Origin of the sequence: Anaerococcus vaginimassiliensis (assembly GCF_900626155.1) — a bacterium.
Classification (GTDB): Bacteria; Bacillota; Clostridia; order Tissierellales; family Peptoniphilaceae; genus Anaerococcus; species Anaerococcus vaginimassiliensis.
Genome location: NZ_LR130844.1, coordinates 597,410 through 619,568, shown reverse-complemented (window position 1 = coordinate 619,568; position 22,159 = coordinate 597,410). Strand labels below are relative to the sequence as shown.

Sequence of the window (22,159 nt, the reverse complement as noted above, 5' to 3'; positions counted from 1 at the left end):
GAAAATATGGAAAAAATAGAATTTGAAGCAGACGTAATAGCAGCCAAAGACCTCCTAAAAGCTATAAATATAGTGCCAAGTGGAGGGATTGCTAAACATATAATAAAAGAAGAAGGAGTCCTAATAAACGGTGAGATTTCCTATCTTCCAGGCAAAAAATTATACAAAAATGATACTTTAGAATTCGATGATATTTTAATTACAATCATATAATGTGGATAAAAGATTTAAAACTTAATAATTTTAGGAATTATTTTTATCAAAGTGTAGAATTTAACGAAGATTACAATATTTTTATAGGAGATAATGCCCAAGGCAAGACAAACCTTTTGGAAAGTGTCTATTACTTGGCAAATGGAACTAGCTTTAAAAAGATTAGGGATAAGGATATTATAAGATTTTCCCAAAGTCAGATGAGGCTAAAAGGAACCATTAGAAAGGGTAGGTCTTTTAAGGAAGTTTCTATAGAAGTTAAGGATAAGGATAAGAGTATTTTTGTAAATGGAGTAAAGTATGATAGGAGAAAAGATTTAAGGTCTCTTTTTAAAATAGTCCTCTTTACTCCAGAAGACCTTGCAATAATCAAAGAAGGACCCAATCTAAGGCGTGATCTTATAGATGGAATTATAGAGGGAATTGATTTTTCCTATAAGGCCAAGAAAAGAGATTATGACAAAATTTTATACCAGAGGAATAGACTTTTAAAAAATAAGTCTTCTTCTTATTTTAATGAGCAATTAAACGCCTTCGATGAAAATTTGATGAAGCTAGGCTTTAGTATATATAAGACAAGGAAGAAATTTGTAAATATCCTAGAAAAGTTTGCTAGAGAGTTTAACTCATCCTTAACAGAAGGAAGTGAAATTTTGGAAATGAAGTATCTACCAGATATTTTGGCAGATGATTTTTCTTCTTATGTAGAAGAATTTAAAAAAGGCAGAGCAAATGACCTTAAATATTTAACTACCCAAAAGGGAATCCATAGAGACGATATAGAAATTTCTATAAATGGTAAAAATACTAAAAACTTTGCCTCCCAAGGGCAACAGAGATCTGCAATTCTAAATATAAGGCTTGCAGAGGTTAAACTAACTAAGGAAGTAACAGGCGATGAGGCTGTTATTTTGTTTGATGATGTATTTTCAGAGCTTGATGAGAAAAGATCCTTATTTTTACTAGAAAACCTAAGAGGTTATCAAACAATAATCACTGCAACTAATACAAAGAGTTTGGAATATATAGATAAAGATAAGATATCTTATATAGTGGATGGAAATATTAGAAAGGAATAGTATGCAAGAAAATAATTATGATGCTGGTAACATCAGGGTCTTAGAGGGGCTTGAGCCAGTTAGACTAAGACCTGGTATGTATATAGGATCAACCAGTGAGAGAGGGCTTCACCACCTAGTATACGAAGTAGTAGACAACTCCGTAGATGAGGCTCTAGCTGGTCGTTGTGATTACATAAAAGTTATAGTATCAAAAGATAATATAATAACAGTAGAAGATGATGGATCAGGTATTCCAGTAAAGGAACACCCAACAACCCACAAGTCAACCCTAGAGACTGTTCTTACAGTTCTTCACGCAGGTGGTAAGTTTGATGATAAGGCCTACCAATTTTCTGGAGGACTACACGGAGTTGGTGTTTCTGTAGTTAATGCGCTAAGTGAATACCTAATAGCTGAAGTTAAAAGAGATGGCCATATATACAAGATGTCTTTTTCCAGAGGCGAAGTCACAAGCGAACTTGAAGTAATAGGTGATACAAAGGAAACTGGAACCAAGATTACCTTTAAGCCAGATGAAGAAATATTTGATACAACTATTTTCGATAGGAAGACTTTAGAAAATAGATTTAGAGAAATGGCATTTCTAAACAAGGGCGTAGAGATAATCTTTGAGGATCAAAGGGAAGATTTCTCAGAAAGTTTCAAATTCGACGGTGGAATTAGCGAATTTGTAAAATATCTTAATAGAAATAAAACACCTATAATGGACGTAACTCCTCATTTTGATGGAATGCAAGAAGATATAGAAGTAGAAGTTAGCTTTCAATATACAGATGGCTATAGCGAAAATATCTTAACTTATGCTAACAACATCCATACACTAGAAGGTGGAACCCACTTATCAGGTTTTAGATCAGCTCTAACCAGAACTGTAAATGACTACGCAAGAAACTTTAAATTCATAAAAGAAAATGAAGATAACCTCCAAGGTGAGGATATCAGAGAAGGAATCACAGCTATAATTTCAGTTAAAATATCTGAACCTCAATTTGAAGGTCAAACCAAGGCAAAACTTGGAAACTCTGAAGTAAGAGGAGCTGTAGATACCTTTGTTAGCCAAAGGCTTCAAGCTTTCTTAGAAGAAAATCCAAAACCTGCCAAGTCTATCATAGAAAAAGCTCTAGCCTCAAGAAGAGCAAGAGAAGCTGCTAGAAAAGCGAGAGACTTAACTAGAAAAAGATCTATCCTAGATTCAACTACTCTTCCAGGAAAACTTGCAGATTGTCAATCAACAGACCTTGCGGAAAACGAAATATTCATAGTCGAGGGTAATTCTGCGGGAGGATCTGCCAAGGGAGGAAGAGACAATAGAATTCAAGCTATTCTACCTCTTAGAGGAAAGATAATGAATGTAGAAAAGGCAAACCTTGATAGAATCCTAAACTCAGAAGAAATAAAAGCTATGATTACAGCCTTTGGTACAGGAATAGGTAAGGAATTTGATATATCCAAACTTCGTTACGGCAAGATCATAATCATGACAGATGCAGACGTCGATGGAGCTCACATTAGAACCTTGCTTTTGACCTTCTTCTACAGATACATGAAACCTCTAATAGACGAAGGACATGTCTATGTAGCTCAACCACCACTTTATAAGATAAGTCATGGTAGAAATGAACGCTATGTATATACAGATGCTGAAAGAGATAAGGTCTTAAAAGAATTAAACGTAGAAAACTATAAAATTAACAGATATAAGGGTCTTGGTGAGATGAATGCTGACCAACTATGGGATACAACTATGGATCCTGACCACAGGGTTTTACTTAGAGTAAACGAAGACTTTGAATCAACAAGCACAGATGACACCTTCTCACTTTTAATGGGTGAAAAGGTAGAACCAAGACGTAACTTTATCCAAGAAAACGCCAAGTACGTTTCAAACATTGACGTATAGGAGGCAAAATGACAGAAGATAACAATATTATAAATGTAGACCTCGAAGAAAAAATGAAGGACTCCTATCTTGAGTACTCCATGAGTGTTATAGTATCAAGGGCCCTTCCAGATGTAAGAGATGGACTAAAGCCAGTTCACAGGAGAATCCTTTACGGAATGGAAGGACTTGGACTTGATCCTAATAAACCAACTAGAAAATCAGCCAGAGTTGTCGGAGATGTAATGGGTAAATATCACCCTCATGGTGATAGTGCAATATACTATGCCCTAGTTAGACTTGCCCAAGATTTCTCAACCAGATATCCTTTGGCCCAAGGTCAAGGTAACTTTGGATCTATAGATGGGGATGACGCAGCGGCTATGCGTTATACAGAAGTTAAGATGAGCAAGATTGCCAAGGAGATGCTAAGAGATATCAACAAGGATACAGTTGACTTCATGCCAAACTTCGATGAAGAAGAAATGGAACCAATTGTTCTTCCTTCAAGATTTCCTAACCTCTTGGTAAACGGATCTAACGGTATAGCTGTAGGTATGGCAACCAATATGGCTCCTCACAACTTAGGAGAATCCATAGATGCTTGTGTAGCCTATATGAAAAATCCAGAAATATCCATAGAAGAACTAAACAAAATTCTTCCTGGTCCAGATTTCCCAACAGGTGCTTATATTTTAGGAAAATCAGGAATAAAAGATGCTTATCAAACTGGCCGTGGCAAGGTAAAGCTTCGTGCAGTTGCTAAAATAGAACCATTTAAGAAAAATAGAGAAAGAATTATAGTCTCAGAAATCCCTTATCAAGTCAACAAATCAAGACTAATAGAAAAGATAGCAGACCTTGTAAAAGATAAGAAAATAGATGGAATATCTGACATAAGAGATGAATCTGACAGAAAGGGAATGAGAATTGTAATAGAGATTAAGAGGGACTCTAATGCAAATATAGTCCTAAATAACCTCTACAAATATACCCAACTAGAAACAACCTTTGGTATTATAAACCTAGCCTTAGTAGATGGAATACCACAAGTATTAAATCTAAAAGAACTGATAGAATATTATATAGACCACCAAAAGGAAGTTGTAACTAGAAGAACAAGCTTTGATTTATCAAAAGCTAAGGCTAGAAAACATATAGTTGAAGGTCTCATAATTGCAATAGACAATATAGATGAGATCATAAGAATAATTAGATCATCTTATGATAATGACGAGATCAAGAAGATTTTCTTTGAGAAGTTTAATTTAACTGACAAACAATCTCAAGCTATCTTAGATATGCAACTAAAGAGACTATCAGGTCTTGAAATTGACAAATTAAATGCAGAAAACAAAGAATTGGAAGAAACAATTTCTTATCTTCTTTCAATTTTGAACTCTGAAGAAAATTTGATAAAATTAATTATAAGTGAAATGGAAGAAATCAAGGATAAATTCTCTGATGATAGGAGAAGTAAAATTATCCCAGATGAGGGAGAAATAGAAATCGAAGAACTAATCGAAAAAGAAGATGTCCTTCTAACCCTAACTAATGATGGATATATCAAAAGACTTCCAATAGATACCTACAAGGTACAAAACAGAGGTGGAAAGGGTATAGCTGCTGGCAATACCAAAGAGGGAGACTTTATCAAAAAGATAAAGACAACTAACACCCATGAAGACCTCTTGTTCTTTACATCCTTGGGTAAGGTATATTCACTAAAAACCTACGAAGTACCAGAAGGTAGCCGTCAATCAAGAGGAACTGCTATAATAAATATCCTAAACTTAGAGTCTGGTGAGAGAATCACAGAGATGATGACCCTATCAGAGCTAAACGAGGATAGTCAGATAGTTCTTCAAACAAAAGACGGAACAATCAAAAAAACTGACGCAGAAAACTTCACCAATATCAGGAAAAACGGAATAATAGCTATTTCCCTAAAAGATGGTGATAAACTAATTTCTGTAAGACAAATCGACAAGGAAGAAGAACTAATCATATCAACTAAAAAAGGTATGACCATTCAGTTTAACTCTAAAGACCTTCGTTCTATGGGTAGGATTGCTCAAGGAGTTAGAGCTATAAAACTTGCCGAGGGTGATGAAGTAGTGTCAATGAATATAAAGGGAGATGAAACCTATCTATTAGTTGTTACAGAAAATGGCTTTGGTAAGAAAACTTCCTTTAACAACTTCAAAAACCAAAATAGAGGAGGCAAGGGAGTAAAGTGTCACAAGGTAACAGATAAAACTGGTAAGCTAGTAGATACACTCCCAGTTGACCTTGACAATGATATAATGATGGTATCTCTATCAGGAGATATGATTAGATTAAATGTAAGAGATATTTCTATAATGGGCAGAAACACAGTAGGTGTCAAGCTTAAAAATCTAACAGAAGATGGCGATAGAATTGTTTCAGTAACAAAATATAGCGCATTAGAAGAAGAGGAAGAAGATGTTTAAGGCAAATATTGACAAAAAAGATGATTACCTAATACTAAATCTTGCTGGCGATCTAGATGTATATTCAGAAGAAGAATTCAGAGATTTTATAGAAGATGAACTTAAAGATAAGAATAGCGACCTTGTAATAGACATAAAAGATCTTGACTATCTTGATTCAACTGGTCTTGGTATGTTTATGAAAATATACAAGATGTATGAAGAAAATGGTCAAAAGGTAAAGATAATTAATCCTAAGGAAAATATCTTGAAACTCTTTAAGATAACTGACCTAACAGATATATTTGAGATGGTGTAAGATGGAAAATATTAGTATGAAAATCCCTGCAAAAAGCCTGTATATCAAATCAATAAGGCTTTTTGCAGCAAGCCTTGCATCAGATTTAGGCTTTAATATCGAAGAAGTAGAAGATATAAGAGTAGTTGTATCTGAAGCGATAAACTATAAATTAAGCGATGGAGAAATCACTGTAAACTTTTCTTCCGAAGAAAAATATTTACAGGTGGAAGTCATAGGCAAGGACAGAGAGCTCGACAAGAAGGCCTTGGCCATGAGAAATCTAATCCTTGAAGAATTGTGTGATGAAGTAACTATTTTAGATGACAAAATAGTTTTAACTATAAGGGCAAAGTAATGTCTAAGGAAAGCAAACAAGAGCAAAAAGAGGCAATCCAAGAAAAATTTGAAGAGTATTATAAGACTCGAGATAAAAAACTAAGAGATGAGCTCATAGAAGAGCACATGTATATAGTTGATATTCTTTCAAATAAATACGTAGGCAAGGGAATCGAAAAAGATGACCTCTACCAAGTAGCAAGTCTTGGACTTATCTATGCTATAGATAGGTTTGATCCAACCAAAGGATACGCTTTCTCCTCTTTCGCAACTCCAACAATCATGGGGGAACTCAAAAGATATTTTAGGGATAAGGGCTGGGTTATAAGAGTACCAAGAAGAATTCAAAACTTGTACAAAAAAATAAATACAGCCAAGAAAATCCTACCTCAGGAGCTGCAAAGAACACCGACAGTTACAGATATTGCTGATTATCTGGGAGAAGATGAGGAAACAATCCTTGAAACAATGGAAGCAAGCAAGGTATACGCACCTCAATCTCTTGATATGAAATATCAAGTTCAAAAGGGAGAAAACGCAATAGACCTTTCTGAAATGATAGGTGAAGAAGATAAGAATTTCGATTCAATTGAGCTAAAAGACTTGATAGATAAGTCAAAAGAAAGACTAAACGACCTAGAAAAAGAAATTCTAGAATTAAGATACTACGAAGGTAGAACTCAAGTTGATATAGCCAATACCTTGGATATAAGCCAAATGACAGTATCAAGAATTGAAAAGAAAATAATTCAAAAGTTCACCCTAGAACTTGAAAAGATGAAATAGATCTCACAATGAGGTCTATTTTTTTACTCTGTAACAAATGTTACTGATTATTAATATCAAAAGTCATATAATAAAGATAATAGCGGAGGTAGTTATGAAAATTGATATAAATAAAAATGTGTACGATCTAGTTACAGAAAATAAAGATTTAAAACAAACTTTGATAAATATAGGATTTGATGCCCTAGAAAATCCATTGATGTTTAATACAATGGCTAAGAAAATGTCTATAAAAAGAGGCGCAAAAATGCTGGGGATAGAAGATGTGGATAAGAAACTAGAAGATAATGGATATGAAGTGATAGATTCATCAACAGATAAAGATGTAATCCACAGGAAAAAGTTGATAAAAGAATATATTAAGAGACTAACAGATGGAGAAAGTCTAGAGTCTGTTAGAGCTGATTTTGTAAAAAACTTCGAAAATGTATCATCTGCAGAAATAATGGATGCAGAAGAAGAACTTCTATCAAGTGGTATAGACAAAAAAGAAGTGAGAAAACTATGCGATGTTCACTCAGCCTTATTTCATGATATGACCGAAAAAGAAAAAAATGACTTAACCTATGATCACCCTTTCCTAAGATACATGGAAGAAGAAAATATTAAGATAAAAGAAATAATAAAAAAATCTCTAAGAGAAGAGGAGTTTAGCGAAGATCTAGGAAAAATAGGACCACATTATAAGAAAAAGGGTGATTTAATCTATCCAATTCTTAAGGTAAAATACAACAAACCAGGCCCATCAGATGTAATGTGGGCAGTAGATGTTGAAATAGGAAAATCTCTAAAAAAATCCATAAAGGGAAAAAATAAAACTCTTCTAATAGAAACATTAAAAAGAGCAGAGGAGATGACCTACAAGGAAGATAACATCTTGTATCCTATGGTATATGATAATCTAAGCAAGGAGGACTTAGACCTCTTGTATAAGGACTTACAAGACTATGATGGAAACTTAGTTATTGAGGAAAAAGAATCTATAAAAGATACTAAGGGAAAAGAGGAAAACTATGTTTACTTCAAAAAAGGAAAACTTAGACTAGACCAACTTGAGGCTTTGTTAGATACTATAGAAATGGAAATAACTTTTGTAGATGAAAATGATATCAACTCCTACTACAATTACAATCAAGGAGCAAAGATCTTCAAAAGACCAGAAAGCTCCCTAGGAAGAGAAGTTTACACATGTCATCCACCACATGTAGAGCCAATTGTTAGAGGACTTGTAAAAGATTTTAAAAATAATAAGAGAGATTCCTTTAAGCTTGTCAAAAAATTAGGAGATAAGGACTTTGCTATATCCTATTATGCTGTAAGAGATAAGGAAGGAAACTACAAGGGAGTCCTAGAAACAGTCCAAGACCTAAGTTTTTATAAGGATCACCTTACAAAATAAACCTAGTTTTTGTAAAATTGCAGAAAAATAAATATACAGAAGATCACCTCATAAGTTTAGTGCATAGCAAATCTTAGAGGTGATTTTTATTTTGAATTTCAGTCGATAAAAGCTAGATAAAAAAATGTTTGTTATATTAAGAAATCCTTGTGATATAATTTATATAAAATATCAGAAAATATGATAGGAGAAAAGTAAATGGAAGTCTTTAATTTATTGGAAAACTTAGAGTTTTCAAGTGATGAAGAAGTTGAAGAAATAATCTATGAAGATGAAAAAATGAGAGTACTTAGAACTATGTCTTTAGATCAAGAAACTGATTATATGACTCAAGATGAAGATGAACTGGTAATTTTAGTGGCAGGCGAAGGATCTATACAAACAAAGGATAGGATAATTAAAATGAAAGCCTCGGATTGTATCTATATTCCTTACGGTCAATCCCACAAGGTAGTTGATCAGGATAAGGCTGTATGGTTTTGTGTTTTTATTAAAAATAAATAAAAAAGTCTTATACATTAAATTCTTTTATATATTTTGGCGTGAAAAAACCCCTCCATCCAGATTCTGGATAGAGGGGTTCTGTCATATTTTAAATCAAGTATTTTCCATTTTAGTAGCCAGGATACATATCTGATGAACCAGGATACATTTTTGCTATTTCATTTATGATTAGTCCAATATCACCAAAGCCAGTTTCTTCTAGTCTTTGTTGGGCTCTAGTGTAGGCTAAATCTAGGTCGTAATTTGACATTTGATCCACTGACTCTTGACTAAATCCATAGGCATTTACTAAAGCGGCTCTAAATTCATCATAATCAGCTTGGCTTTCTCCTAGAGCTAGGAGATTATCTTCGTTGTTATTTTCGTAAGTTTCTTCTTGGACTTGAACTTCGCCGAATAAATCTTTTCCAACAGCCTTTATATAATCTAAATATAGACCTTCTTCGTTTTCTTTGTAGGCTTTTTTGAATGATTTTTCTAAGTCCTTATCAGAAATTTCATAAACTTCATCTTCGCCATAGCCTTGTTCAATTAGACTAACTCTTTCGTCTGCAAACTTGTCAGTTACTTCATCTGTACTTTCTTTCCAGTTGTAGATATCGTCAATGAAGTCATATGGGAATTTGTTTGAATAGTCAGGATAGTCTTTGGCTATTTGTTGGAATACTATGTCTTTTACATCCCAATAACCGGTTTTTTCGCAAGTGGCCTTGGCACGAAGATAGTAATCTTTGATGTCTTCGTCACTTATCTCATCAAGGACTTCTTCATCAAATTCGCCAACGCCAGTGATGTATTCTCTCCACTTTTCGTAGTCGATTTTTTCTTCTTCTTTTTTGTCTTTATCTTCTTTTTTATCCTTATTTTTGGAATCTTTTGTATCTTCTTCTTTATTATTTTTTTCCTTATCAGCTTTTTCTTCTGAGTTTAGGGCATCTTCTATAGTAGAGTCAGATACACTCGCTTTTTCACCTTGGCTAGTATTAGCACAAGAGCTTAGAGCAAGAACAAATATAAGGGATAAAAGTATTTTCTTGTTTTTCATAAATCCTCCTATTTTTAATAATATAATACCCGATTTATTTGTTTTTTATATTAAAAATCCACCAAGATAGTTAAATAATTGGTAAAGTTTTAGAAAAAACATAAAATGGTAGAAATTTGTAACCTTTTTGTTGCAATTTTGTGGTAAATGGTCTATAATATTTGTGATATACTTAAAGACAGGACAAATTGTAATTAAATTGTAATTAAAAATAACTAATTTTTGAAAGAGGTAAGGATGAAAAAGGTAAACAAAACTATCTTGCTCGCATCAACCTTGTTTGTAGCTTCAACACTTATAGGAAATACTAACGCCTATGCAGACGAAGAAAATAATGTTGATTTAAAAAATGAACAAGCAAGTGATTCTAAAGATATAGAAAGTTTAGAAGATTCTTCAATAGAGACAAATGATGAAAGAAAACTACAAAATGAGGAAGAATCTACATCTTTAGAAAATGAGAGCGGTAGTGAAGATGAAAATCTTCCAGCAGAAGAAAATTCTGTAGATAATACAGGCGATACAGAAAATATAGAAAATACAGAAGAAAATCCAGCGAAAGAAGAAGTTAAAACTGAAGTGCCTGTAAAAGAAATAGAAGAAGTAAGAACTGTAAATCTTTATTCTGCCCCAAGAAGAGCAAAAAGAGCTACCGCAAACAAGCCTGTAGTTAACTACGATAGTTCTGATTTGGATGCTATAGTAAGAGAATACAGAAAAGATAAAAAGAATAGAGAAGATGAAAAGAAAGCTAATGAAAATAACAACAAGCTTACTTGGCAAACTTCTGGATCAAATACCTACTACAAAAACAATAACGGATACTACACAAAAGGATTTAGCACGATCGAAGGCAAGAACTACTATTTTGACAATAAAGGAGTTCTTCAAAAGAACAAGAAAATCCTTATAGATAACACTTATTATGAAAGTGACAGCAAGGGAGTCTTAAATAAAAAGGTAAACACTTGGGTAAATATCCAAAACAACAGATATAGAACTGATGCAAATGGTAACTTCTACAAGGGACTAAGACAAATAGACGGCTCCTACTATAGATTTGACGATAGAGGAATTCTTCAAACTAACAAGAAAGAAATCAAGGAAAATAAATTCTACCTAACAGATAGCAAGGGAAGAATTACAAATCCATCCAATTTCTGGTTTGCTATAGATGGAACAACTTATAGAACAGGAAATGATGGGAAACTTGTAACAGGTGTTAGAAATATAGACAATTATACCTACATATTTGCAGATAATGGAAAACTTACAACTAACAACATCATCAAATATAGAGGGAAATTCCTAAAAAGTGACTACAGAGGAGTAGCAACTAGCCCTAAAAACGAATGGGTTACTTACGAAAACAGGAGCTACCACACCAACGAAAATGGATATATTCAAGAAGGTGTATGGAATATAAACGGAACAAACTATTATTTTGACTCAAATGGAATAAAAAGAAATACAACTGTAACTCAAGGTGGAGTTGAGTATAGAGTAGATCATAGAGGAGTTGCAACTCCGGTTGATAACAATATCAAGGGAGATAAGAGTATAGACAAAACTATAGAATGGATGTTTGCTGCAAGAAGAGCAGGGCTAAACTATAGCATGCACTGGAAAGAGAGAGTATCTGATGAGTATGCAGATTGTTCTTCTGCTGTGTTTAGAGCCTTGATGTATGGTGGTTTCTTAGATAAAGGAACATGGCCAGGAAGCACTGAAACCCTATTTCAAATGGGTGCAAAGGGTAAGGTAATGTATGAAATAGATGAATCTGAGATTAGATATGGAGATATCTTTGTTGCAGGATATCCAGGAGGATCTCTAGGAGCAGATGGTCATACAGGTTTTATCTTAAATAGAAAAAATGACACCATAATTCACATGAATTACAGCGCTGATGGAGTATCTATCACACCTAGAAAAGGAAGAATGGGAGATGGAAGAGGACTTCCAGTTAGATACTATAGATTAGTTGGTGCAAGCAACAGTTATTTATATGAAAATAGAAAATAAGTAATCAATGGAACTTAGCCTTAGCTAGGTTCTTTTTTTATATTATATAACATAAAAAATAAAAATATGGGTTAAAAAACAAATAAAATGATTAAATATGCAAAGGTTTCCTTAAATTGTCTTTTTAGCTTATTACTGCTTTATCACGCTTAAATTACCTGTATCTTATTTCAAGAGGTCAAGCCCAATAGCTATAACAAGACAATTTAAAGAATAAAAATTCTTAACGGTGTATAAAATAACTTATGAGTCTTGACAAAACTAATTTATTGAGTTAAAATATATAAAAATAAAAGTTACTTAATTTTTTAGGGGGAAAACCAATGAAAATGAAAAGAGTTTTTTCTTCATTAATGGCTCTAGGTCTTGCAAGTACACTAGTTGCTTGTGGTGGTGGAGAAAATAAAGACAACAAAACTGATAACAAAGACGCTGATACAAAAACTGAAGATAAAACAGAAGGCGAAGCAGCAGAAGGCACAGAAGGTGAAGACCAATCTGCAGAAGATTTCGAATCACAAACAGCTGATGATACTCTAGTAGTAGGTCTTGGCGAGCTAAATGGTGACTTCCTAGGTGGATGGACTAACAACGCAGGAGACGTTAAGGTAAGAAGATACATGGGTATCGAAGGAAACAACGGTTACCAAACTGTAGTTCAGGATGAAGGCGGCGAGTGGGTAAATAACAAAACTATCCTTGCAGAAGATCCAAAATCTGAAGAAAATGCAGATGGATCAAAAACAGTTACTTTCAAACTAAAAGACGGTCTAAAATGGTCTGATGGTGAACCTGTAACAGCAGATGACTATTTATTCGGATCACTCCTACACACTCACCCAGAATACTCAAAGCTTACAGGATCAACAACTATAGGTCATGATTCTGCTAAAGGATACGAGGCTTACAAGAAAGGTGAATCTGATGTATTTGAAGGACTTGAAAAGGTTGATGATTTAACATTTAAAGTAACAATTGACGCATCATTCCTTCCATATTATGAAGAAGCATCGCTTCTTGCCCAAGCTCCACTTCCAATGCATGCCCTAAGTGAAAACTTGGCTGTATCAAAAGAAGGTAACAAGCTAGTTGCAAAAGACGGATACACTCCAACAGAAGAAGATAAAAAAGCTTATACTGAAGGTCTTGATAAACAAATTGAAAAACAAAAAGCAGATTTTGAAGAAAACTATCCAGCTCCAGAAGCTGATGCAACAGAAGAAGATAAGGCTGAATACGAAGAAACTAAAAAAGAAAATGAAGCAGCAATTGCAGATCTTGAAGCTCGTAAAGAAGGAGATGTAGATCCAACTCAACAATTAATCGACGAAGCTATGCTTAAAGAAGTTAACGAATACAGAGTTAACCCATCAGTAGTATCAGGTCCTTATAAGTTTGATTCTTACTCAAATAACATGGTTAAATTAAGCTTAAATGAAAACTATGCTGGAAACTTCAAAGGCGAAAAAGCTACAATTCCACATGTTATCCTTCAAGTAGTAAACCAAAAGATCGCAGTAGACTTACTAGAAAACGGCGATATCGACATTTGGGAAGAAGAAGCTGACGGTGGTGCAATAGATAGAATAAGAGAAGCTGCTGATAAGGGAACAATAGGTGGATTTAACACTTATGAAAGAAATGGTTATGGAAACGTGACCTTCTTAACAGATAGAGGAACAACAAAATATAAAGAAGTTAGACAAGCTATAGCTCACTTGATGGACAGAAACAGCTTCGTTCAATCATATGCTGGTGGTTACGGTGTTGTAACAAACGGTATGTATGGTACAAGCCAATGGATGTACAAAGAAAGAGGAGCAGACCTAGAAGGTAAGCTAGTTAACTATCAAATGAACCTTGAGCAAGCTAACGAACTATTAGATAAAACTCCATTCAAATTTGAATCTGATGGTACAACTCCATGGGATAAGGCTAAAGCTGATGAAATGTTCTCATCTAACCCAGATGGATTTGACTACTATAGATACGATGAAAATGGCAAGAAACTTGTAGTAAACCAATACGGTTCTGATGAATCTCCAATTACAACATTAATTTCTAACCAAGTTCCAAACAACGCTAAACAAGTTGGTATGGAATATAACGTAACAGCAGGTTCATTCTCAACACTTCTAAACTACTACACATTCCCAGAAGAAGATCCAGAATATACAGCCTTCAACATGGGAACAGGCTTTGGTACACCATTTGATCCATGGTATCAATATCACTCTGAAGGATCTGACAACAAGACAAGGACAAATGATCCTAAGGCAGATGAAATCACAGTTAAGCTACGTAGAACAGCTCCAGACAAGAAAGAAGAATACCTAGATAATTGGGAAGAATTCGAACTTTGGTACAATGATTATCTACCAGAAATTCCACTATATGCTAACCAATATCACACAGGTTATACAAAGAGAGTTAAAGGTTTTGATATAAATACACCAGTATGGCCATCAGAATACCAAATTAACGCTATTACTTTAGAAAAATAAGTAAGTTAAAAATTGGCTCACGAGAGTGAGCCTTTTTTCTTGATATAAAAATATTGAAATTTTAGTTAAAACATAGATAAAAAATGAGTATTTTTTGAATATTGATGTATAAATATTCTGGAAATTCCGAATAAAAAATAACCTTTACATAACCTAAATTTTAGTATTTGTATGAGGGTAATGGTTGACAAAAAGCCATTAATATTATAATATGTAACTAATAAAAATTATATGTTGAGATTTTCATTCTATACTTTATAAATACATATTTATCAATAAACTTTAGTTAGATAATTAATCTCAATGGTATAGAAAAATAGGAAGGGAAGATATGTTTCGTTATATAGTTAAGAGAATTATAAATTTAATACCCGTTGCTCTGATTATATCTATTATGCTTTTTGCTTTTTCAAAAGCGATGCCAGGTGATCCGATTAAGGCGATGATGCCACAAAACACTCGTATGACTAAGCAAGAACAAGAAGATCTATACAAGACTCTTCAACAAAGATATGGACTCGATAAGTCACTTCCAGAACAATATGTTAGATGGCTAGGTAGAACTCTCAAGGGAGATTTGGGTGAATCTATCAGAGTTAGAAGACCTGTTTCTGAGTATTTGGCTGAACCGTTAAAAAACACTATATTTTTAAATATAGGTTCTATAATTTTATCATTTGTGCTTTCGGTGCTTATAGGAATAAGGAGTGCCACGCACAAGGGAGGGGCGTTTGATAAGATAAGTCAGACTCTCACCCTAGTTGGTTTATCTATTCCAGTATTTTTCATAGGACTTATATTAATATTTATATTTGCATTTAGATTAAAATGGCTTCCAGCAAACGGTATGCCAAGAGAAAACACCTTTGGAGAATGGGTGAAATACTTAGTTCTTCCAACGGCAACTCTAACTATTGGATCATTAGCATCCTTGTCAAGATATGTTAGAAACTCAATGCTAGATGCCTTAGACCAAGATTATATTAGAACTGCAAGAAGTAAGGGACTAAAGGAGAAGACAATAGTTTATTCTCACGCCTTTAGAAATGCTCTTATTCCAGTAGTTACTGCCTTAACTTGGGCTGTACTTGGAATGTTTTCAGGATCAGCTATTACAGAGAGGATTTTCTCATTTAGAGGAATTGGTAATGAATTGATTATGGCTGTTATGGCCCAAGATTACAATGTAATCCTTGCTTTATCAATGTTTTATGCAGTGCTTACTCTTCTTGGAAACTTGATAATGGATGTAGGCTATGCTCTTGTAGATCCAAGAGTTCAATTGGAGGCCTAAGATGAATAGAACTTTTAAGAAATCTTTTAAATCATATGGAAGCTTTTTGAAAGACTTGTTTCTAAGAGCCTTTACCTTTTCTAAGGGTGAAGATTTTAGTGAAAAACCTAATACACCTTATGATAACAAGGGAGAGGATGAGCTAATCCACTCTGAAAATAAAAATGTAGACAATGGACCTAGAAAAGAAGATGAGAATGACAAGCTAAAAGAAGAAGCGATTATGTCTCCAGGAAAGGTAGCTGTTAGAAACTACTTTAGAAACCCACTAGGAGTTATAGGACTTGTGCTTTTTGTAGCTATTGTTCTTGTAGTGTTTGTTGGAAGCAAGCTTCTTCCGTTTAACCAATACTATTCCCAAGGAAACTTAACTAACGTTGCTCCAGGTGGAGCTTATATGAATTATCCTTCTGATCTTGAAAAAGAAGGTGTTGAGAAAATTGTTATAGGAAATACTTTCTCAGCAGGATTAACAAAAGAAGGAAATGTTTATGTCTGGGGATCAGATAATGAAGATAAGGTTCTAGAGATACCTGAAAAAGCTAAGGAAGCTCTTGAAAACAAAAAAGTAACCGATATAGCAGCAGGTGATAGACATATAATTTTTGCAACTGAAGATAATGAAATATACGGTTGGGGTAATAAATCATTCCAACAAAACCAAGCCCCACCAATGGATGAATCAAAAATAAAAGAAGAAGGAATAGAAAAACTAGGTGCAGGTGTTCAATATTCTGCAGTCCTTACAAAAAAACATAACCTAATTGTTTGGGGTTCAACTCTAGCAAGTAGGCTAAACCTTCTTCCATCAGATATCCAAGGTAAGGTTGTAGACTTTGCTACAAATCCAATCAATATGTTAGCTTTGATGGACAATGGATCTGTTAGACTTCTTGGAGTTATGGGATCAGAACTAGATACTCAAATGCCAGAAGAACTTAAGACAGGAAAAGTAAAGGCTAAGAAGGTTGCCCTAACAAACTCTACAGCAGCTGTTATAGCTGAAGATGGCAAACTTTATGTTTGGGGTCCAGCTAGAGACAAACTAACTGGAGATAACATTCCTGAGTTTGAAAGTCCTTTGGTTGATATAAAAGCTAGTGGATCAGTTCTTACAGCTTTAGATGAAAAAGGCAAGATGTACCAATGGGGTATTGATAACTACGGTGAGCTAGAAACTCCAGAAGGAGAATTCGATCAAATTTATTCTTCTTACTTTAACAACTATGCAGTTGATAAAGAAGGTAAGGTTCACACTTGGGGACTAAATGGATTTAGGTTTGGTTCAGATGACCAAGGACGTGATATATTTACAAGACTTATCCATGGTGGAAAGATGACTATGGTTATTTCCCTAATTTCAACTATTATCCAAATAGTTTTGGGTGTTGTTATAGGTATGGTATCAGGTTTTGTCGGTGGAAAATTAGACAATGTACTTATGAGATTTTCAGAGATAGTGGCATCATTCCCATTCTATCCAATGCTAATTTCTCTATCAGCTCTACTCCCACCAGGAGCAAGCCAGGAACAAAGGATAACAATGGTTATGATCCTTCTAGGACTACTCGGATGGACTGGTCTTGCCCGTCTTGTTCGTGGACAAATCCTAGCAGAAAGAGAACGTGACTATATAACAGCAGCTAGAGCTTTGGGAGTTAAGGATTGGTCTATTATGATCAAACACATCTTCCCAAATATTCTTTCAATAGTAATAGTAAATGCAACTATAGGATACGCAGGAAACCTACTAACAGAATCAGGTTTATCCTTCCTAGGTTTTGGTGTACAAGAACCAACTCCTTCTTGGGGTAATATGTTAACTGCAGCTCAATCATCAGACGTATTAAATACTTACTGGTGGAGATGGGTATTCCCAGCACTTGCAGTATTCTTAACATCATTTTCTGTAAACCTAATCGGTGACGCCCTAAGAGATGCCATCGACCCAAGAGCAAATGAGAGATAGGTGAAATTATGAGCTTATTAGAAATAAAAAATCTCCACACCTACTTTGAAACAAGACGTGGTCTTATAAAGGCTGTAAATGACGTATCATTTACAGTCGATGCTGGAAAGACCTTGGGTCTTGTTGGAGAAAGTGGATCTGGAAAGAGTCAAACTGCTATGAGTATCCTTCAACTATTTGAATCTAACCAAAGAATTTATGACGGTGAGATTATATTTGATGGAGAAAAAATATCAGAATATAAAACTAGTCAAATGGAACATATCAGAGGAAATGCTATCTCTATGATATTCCAAGAGCCAATGAGCTCTCTAAACCCTGTATTTACAGTCGAAAAACAAATATCAGAAGTTTTGATGCTTCATAGGGGAATGAACAAAAAAGAAGCTGCCCAAAGATGTGAGGAACTTCTTGCTTCAGTTAAAATCCCAAACCCACATGTTGTGGCTAAACAATATCCATTTGAGTTATCTGGTGGTATGAACCAAAGGGTTATGATTGCCATGGCTCTTGCTTGCGAACCAAAACTTCTTATAGCTGACGAGCCAACAACCGCCCTAGATGTTACAATCCAAGCCCAAATACTTAGGTTAATGAATGATCTAAAGGAAAAAGCTGGAACTTCAATCTTATTTATAACTCACGATTTAGGAGTTATAAATCAAATGGCAGATGAAGTAGCTGTAATGTATTGTGGGCAAATCGTAGAGCAATCTCCAGTAGAGTTTATCTTTAAACACGATATAACAGATTATAACCACCCATATACTGTTGCACTACTAAATTCAATTCCATCTATAACATCAGATAGGAATGAGAGATTAGATATAATACCAGGAAGCGTACCACACCCACTAAACTTGCCAAAAGGATGTAAGTTTGCTGATAGGTGTAAGTTTGCTACCAAAAAATGTATAGAAGAAATGCCTGATCTTGTTTCTGTAAATGAGAACCAAAAGATCAGATGCCATTATCCAAATAGAAAGGAGAGGGAAGAAAATGCAAACTAACGATGAGAAAAAAGTCTTATTTAAAATAAGAAACTTAAAAAAATATTTCCCTCTTAAGAAAAAATCCTTCTTTGACAAGGGCCCAGGAGAATACGTTCACGCTAACGAATCTATAACTTTGGATATATACCAAGGTGAAACTCTAGGACTTGTAGGAGAATCTGGTTGTGGTAAATCAACCTTTGGTAGAACTCTCCTACAAATATACGATCAAACAGAAGGAACAACTCTTTATTATGGAAAGACAATCGAGGATATGGCTCCAGCCTACATGCTCGATATGATAAAGAAAATCCCAAGTCAGTTTCCAAAGTATCACACAGAGCTTGATGAACTAAATGATATTTATAAAAATCTAGATGAGGCTGATACTGATGAGAAGAGAGCTGAACTAAATGAGAAGGCTATGTTTAAACGTCGTGAAATCGAAGAAAACTATTTAAACATGGTAAGAATCGCAGGTGGTCTTCTTTCTAGTGATGACTTGAACAAGGTATCTGGCTTGTTAAAAGAAAAGTACGATATCCTCAAACAAAGAGCAGCTATTCTAACAAGCATCGAAGAAAAAGAGCAAAAAACTCAAATGAGATCTAGATCATGGGATGAATACCATGATAGCTTGGCTAAAGATCCCAAATACAAGGATCTAATAAATCAAAGAGACGCCAAGACAAGAGAAATTGAAGAGAAAAATTCTAAGATTGAAGCCTATAGAAAAACTCTTGAAGGAAATGATAAGTTTAGGGAACTAGAAGAGCTTAGAGATGACGGAATAGACTTATCAGAGCTTAATGATGAGGAGATGAGAGGCTTACGTAAAGACCTACAGATGATCTTCCAAGACCCTTATGGATCTCTTGATACCAAGATGACTGTAGGAAATATCATAGGCGAAGGTGTTCTTGGACATGATTTGTTCAAGAGCAGAAAAGAAGAAGGGTACAACGAATATATCAAGGAAACTATGGACAAGTGTGGTCTTGCTTCATACTTCCTTCACAGATATCCTCACCAATTCTCAGGTGGACAAAGACAAAGAATAGGTATAGCCAGAGCCCTTGCCCTAAAGCCAAGCTTTATAGTTTGTGATGAGGCAGTAAGTGCTCTTGACGTATCAATCCAATCACAAATCATAAACCTTCTCCAAGACTTAAAAGATGAGAATAATCTAACATATCTATTCATAACCCACGACCTATCAGTTGTAAAATATATATCAGATAGGATAGGGGTAATGTATTTGGGAGTATTAGTAGAACTTGCTGATTCTGAAAAGATATTTGCAAATCCACTTCATCCTTATACAAAGGCTCTACTAAGAGCGATCCCAAGAACTGATGTGGACCAAGGTCAAGAGCTTCAAGTTATAGAAGGAGATATACCTTCAGCAGTTAAACCACCAAAAGGATGTAGGTTCCACACAAGATGCGAATATGCAATGGATATCTGTGCAAACTTCGAGCCGGAATTTAAAGAAAGAGAAGATGGTCACTTTGTAGCTTGTCACTTGTTAGATGTATCTGAAGAAGAAAAACAAAAAGCCTTCGAGAAAAATAAGTTAGAAAAAGCTAAAAAAGAAGAAGAATTGGAAGAAATGAGTGCAATATGAAAGCTCCCATAGATAGATTCAAAGGAAAAAGTCCTGAAGAAATCTATGAAAAAGAAAGTCTATTAGACAAGGATAACCTAGATAAACACGACCAAATGGCCATGTTTATGGCGGCAATGAAAGTATTCTTGCCTTGGGTACTGTTGATACTTTCACCTTTTATAATATTTGCTTTAATAATTTAATAAAACAGGGTTGTTTCAAAAATATGAATGTTTATTTTTAGAGGTTGTTAATGAACTCATTTAAAAGTTTTTATAACCGAGATAATATATTCAAAATGAGACGACCCTTTTTATTTATAAAATTTAGAAAGGATAAATAGAGTTTGTATAAGGTAAATACAATTAAAAAAGTATTAAATAGATACAGTTACCTTGGCATATTTTTTGCCTTAATAGAGCAGATTATAGTAGCATCTTCTATACTGATTATCAACAAAATAGCAATTAATATTAATGACGATGGTGAATTTTTAATATGGATTATAGGATATATTTTATCACTTAGTTTTGTTTATCTTCCAAGCACTTTTATGAATTACTACTTTAACAAATCTAAATACCTATCCTTTAAGAATCTAATGAATGATTTTTCTTACGAAAATTATGGGGAAGTTTTTTCTGCTTATGATAGAAAATTTCTAAATGAAAATAAGGCTTATTTTACGCACGAATCTTTTTCTATTGTAGACGAAAGTATAAACTTCTTAAGAGATTTTGTTGAGTTGTTTTTTAATATATTTTTTTCTATATTAGCTATTGCATTTACTATAAGTCCTATATTTATTATTGCTTATTTAGCATCTATTCCAATTTCGATAATGTTTATTAAATTGTTAAATAGTCGTATGGCAATTTTATCCGATGATTTTCAAAAAAGCCATAATAATCTTATGCAACACCAAAACTATGGGATGTCATCTATAATACTAGGGAATCTATATAACTTTAAGATTTGGTATAAAAATTTTAATAATAAATGCAAAGATGCGTCAGATAGTAAGGCTAAGCTTGATCTAAACATCGATGTTTTCGCTTTTGTTTTGCTTATAATATCTTCTATTCCTGTAATTTTTGCTATAGTTTCGACTTACTTTTCAAGCTATAATAACCTTGCCCTTAAAACTATAATCCTAGCTACCTTACCTAGACAATTGAGCATGCTCCAGTATTTATCTGAATTTATTAATATAATACTTAGTGGAAAAGATAAGGTTAGAAGGATGGATAATCTTATTGATAAGCTAAATATGAAAAACAAGGCTACTAAGGGAATAATTGATTTTTCTAAAATTAAAATATATCATGATAAAAAATATTTTTCTTTATCTTCTGTAAATGATATAGGGATTATAACAAATGGATTTTCCCCAGGATTGTTTACTTTGATAGGGGATAATGCTAGTGGTAAATCTAGCCTACTTGCACAATTAAAAGAAAAGTTAAAGGATAAAGCTTATTTGTTATCATCAGATAGTAATCTGTATTTTAACTTTGATAAAGAAAATTTGCAAGCATCTACTGGTCAAAGAATTATAAGCGTGTTTGATGAAATAATATTTTCTGAAGAATTTGATAATATTGAAGTTCTTCTCTTAGATGAAATTAACGCAAATTTAGATAAGAAGAATTCAAAAATAATAAGAGAAAAAATATTGGAAATTTCAAAGAATAAATGCGTAATTGAAGTTGTTCATAAAAATTGAATAAATGAATTAAAAATCTCCTCTATATATTTAAATTATTAA

Annotated in this window: 18 protein-coding genes; 17 read left to right on the top strand and 1 reads right to left on the bottom strand. The window is 33.8% G+C overall.

Going from position 1 to position 22,159, the window contains the following annotated elements:
• Positions 1 to 6 precede the first annotated feature (6 nt).
• From E0D87_RS03200 to E0D87_RS03160, 9 genes are all read left to right on the top strand, one after another.
• Positions 7 to 213, top strand: a complete 207-nt coding sequence (locus tag E0D87_RS03200) for an RNA-binding S4 domain-containing protein (protein ID WP_130819311.1) — start codon at positions 7 to 9, stop codon at positions 211 to 213.
• Positions 213 to 1,292, top strand: coding sequence for a DNA replication/repair protein RecF (recF, locus tag E0D87_RS03195; RefSeq protein ID WP_130819310.1), 1,080 nt, complete (start codon positions 213 to 215; stop codon positions 1,290 to 1,292). The genes E0D87_RS03200 and recF overlap by 1 nt, the downstream gene beginning before the upstream one ends.
• Before the next feature lies 1 nt (position 1,293).
• On the top strand, positions 1,294 to 3,195 hold the full coding sequence (gyrB, locus tag E0D87_RS03190; protein ID WP_130819309.1) for a DNA topoisomerase (ATP-hydrolyzing) subunit B: 1,902 nt from the start codon (positions 1,294 to 1,296) through the stop codon (positions 3,193 to 3,195).
• An 8-nt stretch (positions 3,196 to 3,203) separates the two neighbouring features.
• Positions 3,204 to 5,648 (top strand): DNA gyrase subunit A, encoded by a 2,445-nt coding sequence (gene gyrA / locus E0D87_RS03185; RefSeq protein ID WP_130819308.1) that lies wholly within the window; start codon positions 3,204 to 3,206, stop codon positions 5,646 to 5,648.
• The gene (locus tag E0D87_RS03180) at positions 5,641 to 5,946 is read left to right on the top strand and encodes an STAS domain-containing protein (protein ID WP_130819307.1); all 306 of its coding nucleotides are present in this window, start codon (positions 5,641 to 5,643) and stop codon (positions 5,944 to 5,946) included. Before gyrA ends, E0D87_RS03180 begins: the two co-directional genes overlap by 8 nt.
• A 1-nt stretch (position 5,947) precedes the next feature.
• Positions 5,948 to 6,283 carry an ATP-binding protein gene (locus E0D87_RS03175; protein ID WP_130819306.1) on the top strand — a complete coding sequence of 112 codons (336 nt, stop codon included), beginning with the start codon at positions 5,948 to 5,950 and terminating at the stop codon, positions 6,281 to 6,283.
• Positions 6,283 to 7,050: a SigB/SigF/SigG family RNA polymerase sigma factor gene (locus tag E0D87_RS03170; RefSeq protein WP_130819305.1), complete on the top strand. Its 768-nt coding sequence runs from the start codon at positions 6,283 to 6,285 to the stop codon at positions 7,048 to 7,050. Before E0D87_RS03175 ends, E0D87_RS03170 begins: the two co-directional genes overlap by 1 nt.
• Positions 7,051 to 7,144: 94 nt before the next feature.
• Positions 7,145 to 8,449, top strand: a complete 1,305-nt coding sequence (locus tag E0D87_RS03165; protein ID WP_130819304.1) for a DUF438 domain-containing protein — start codon at positions 7,145 to 7,147, stop codon at positions 8,447 to 8,449.
• Between the two features lie 198 nt (positions 8,450 to 8,647).
• Complete coding sequence (locus E0D87_RS03160; protein ID WP_130819303.1) at positions 8,648 to 8,953, top strand: cupin domain-containing protein; 306 nt, start codon at positions 8,648 to 8,650, stop codon at positions 8,951 to 8,953.
• Between the two features lie 109 nt (positions 8,954 to 9,062).
• On the opposite strand, the gene E0D87_RS03155 is transcribed toward E0D87_RS03160, so the two are convergent.
• Positions 9,063 to 9,998: a hypothetical protein gene (locus E0D87_RS03155; RefSeq protein WP_004835058.1), complete on the bottom strand. Its 936-nt coding sequence runs from the start codon at positions 9,996 to 9,998 to the stop codon at positions 9,063 to 9,065.
• A 237-nt stretch (positions 9,999 to 10,235) separates the two neighbouring features.
• Between E0D87_RS03155 and E0D87_RS03150 the strand changes: the two genes are divergently transcribed.
• From E0D87_RS03150 to E0D87_RS03115, 8 genes are all read left to right on the top strand, one after another.
• Positions 10,236 to 12,023 (top strand): peptidoglycan amidohydrolase family protein, encoded by a 1,788-nt coding sequence (locus tag E0D87_RS03150; protein ID WP_130819302.1) that lies wholly within the window; start codon positions 10,236 to 10,238, stop codon positions 12,021 to 12,023.
• Positions 12,024 to 12,346: 323 nt separating this feature from the next.
• Positions 12,347 to 14,527: an ABC transporter substrate-binding protein gene (locus E0D87_RS03145; RefSeq protein WP_130819301.1), complete on the top strand. Its 2,181-nt coding sequence runs from the start codon at positions 12,347 to 12,349 to the stop codon at positions 14,525 to 14,527.
• Between the two features lie 331 nt (positions 14,528 to 14,858).
• Complete coding sequence (locus E0D87_RS03140) at positions 14,859 to 15,821, top strand: ABC transporter permease (protein ID WP_004835050.1); 963 nt, start codon at positions 14,859 to 14,861, stop codon at positions 15,819 to 15,821.
• Between the two features lies 1 nt (position 15,822).
• Positions 15,823 to 17,790 (top strand): ABC transporter permease subunit, encoded by a 1,968-nt coding sequence (locus tag E0D87_RS03135; RefSeq protein ID WP_130819300.1) that lies wholly within the window; start codon positions 15,823 to 15,825, stop codon positions 17,788 to 17,790.
• Positions 17,791 to 17,798: 8 nt separating this feature from the next.
• The gene (locus E0D87_RS03130) at positions 17,799 to 18,800 is read left to right on the top strand and encodes an ABC transporter ATP-binding protein (protein WP_004835060.1); all 1,002 of its coding nucleotides are present in this window, start codon (positions 17,799 to 17,801) and stop codon (positions 18,798 to 18,800) included.
• Positions 18,790 to 20,409 carry an ABC transporter ATP-binding protein gene (locus E0D87_RS03125; protein ID WP_130819299.1) on the top strand — a complete coding sequence of 540 codons (1,620 nt, stop codon included), beginning with the start codon at positions 18,790 to 18,792 and terminating at the stop codon, positions 20,407 to 20,409. The genes E0D87_RS03130 and E0D87_RS03125 overlap by 11 nt, the downstream gene beginning before the upstream one ends.
• A complete protein-coding gene (locus tag E0D87_RS03120) occupies positions 20,406 to 20,594 on the top strand; it encodes a hypothetical protein (protein WP_004834979.1) in 189 nt (62 codons plus the stop codon). Before E0D87_RS03125 ends, E0D87_RS03120 begins: the two co-directional genes overlap by 4 nt.
• A gap of 143 nt (positions 20,595 to 20,737) precedes the next feature.
• Positions 20,738 to 22,117 carry an ABC transporter ATP-binding protein gene (locus E0D87_RS03115; protein WP_130819298.1) on the top strand — a complete coding sequence of 460 codons (1,380 nt, stop codon included), beginning with the start codon at positions 20,738 to 20,740 and terminating at the stop codon, positions 22,115 to 22,117.
• Positions 22,118 to 22,159 lie beyond the last annotated feature (42 nt).

Coding starts and splice junctions, on each gene's coding strand:
- E0D87_RS03120 (WP_004834979.1), top strand. CDS start 20,406: ATGAAAGCTCCCATAGATAGATTCAAAGGAAAAAGTCCTGAAGAAATC.
- E0D87_RS03170 (WP_130819305.1), top strand. CDS start 6,283: ATGTCTAAGGAAAGCAAACAAGAGCAAAAAGAGGCAATCCAAGAAAAA.
- E0D87_RS03125 (WP_130819299.1), top strand. CDS start 18,790: ATGCAAACTAACGATGAGAAAAAAGTCTTATTTAAAATAAGAAACTTA.
- gyrB (WP_130819309.1), top strand. CDS start 1,294: ATGCAAGAAAATAATTATGATGCTGGTAACATCAGGGTCTTAGAGGGG.
- E0D87_RS03155 (WP_004835058.1), bottom strand. CDS start 9,998: ATGAAAAACAAGAAAATACTTTTATCCCTTATATTTGTTCTTGCTCTA.
- E0D87_RS03180 (WP_130819307.1), top strand. CDS start 5,641: ATGTTTAAGGCAAATATTGACAAAAAAGATGATTACCTAATACTAAAT.
- E0D87_RS03200 (WP_130819311.1), top strand. CDS start 7: ATGGAAAAAATAGAATTTGAAGCAGACGTAATAGCAGCCAAAGACCTC.
- E0D87_RS03140 (WP_004835050.1), top strand. CDS start 14,859: ATGTTTCGTTATATAGTTAAGAGAATTATAAATTTAATACCCGTTGCT.
- E0D87_RS03150 (WP_130819302.1), top strand. CDS start 10,236: ATGAAAAAGGTAAACAAAACTATCTTGCTCGCATCAACCTTGTTTGTA.
- gyrA (WP_130819308.1), top strand. CDS start 3,204: ATGACAGAAGATAACAATATTATAAATGTAGACCTCGAAGAAAAAATG.
- recF (WP_130819310.1), top strand. CDS start 213: ATGTGGATAAAAGATTTAAAACTTAATAATTTTAGGAATTATTTTTAT.
- E0D87_RS03165 (WP_130819304.1), top strand. CDS start 7,145: ATGAAAATTGATATAAATAAAAATGTGTACGATCTAGTTACAGAAAAT.
- E0D87_RS03145 (WP_130819301.1), top strand. CDS start 12,347: ATGAAAATGAAAAGAGTTTTTTCTTCATTAATGGCTCTAGGTCTTGCA.
- E0D87_RS03160 (WP_130819303.1), top strand. CDS start 8,648: ATGGAAGTCTTTAATTTATTGGAAAACTTAGAGTTTTCAAGTGATGAA.
- E0D87_RS03135 (WP_130819300.1), top strand. CDS start 15,823: ATGAATAGAACTTTTAAGAAATCTTTTAAATCATATGGAAGCTTTTTG.
- E0D87_RS03130 (WP_004835060.1), top strand. CDS start 17,799: ATGAGCTTATTAGAAATAAAAAATCTCCACACCTACTTTGAAACAAGA.
- E0D87_RS03175 (WP_130819306.1), top strand. CDS start 5,948: ATGGAAAATATTAGTATGAAAATCCCTGCAAAAAGCCTGTATATCAAA.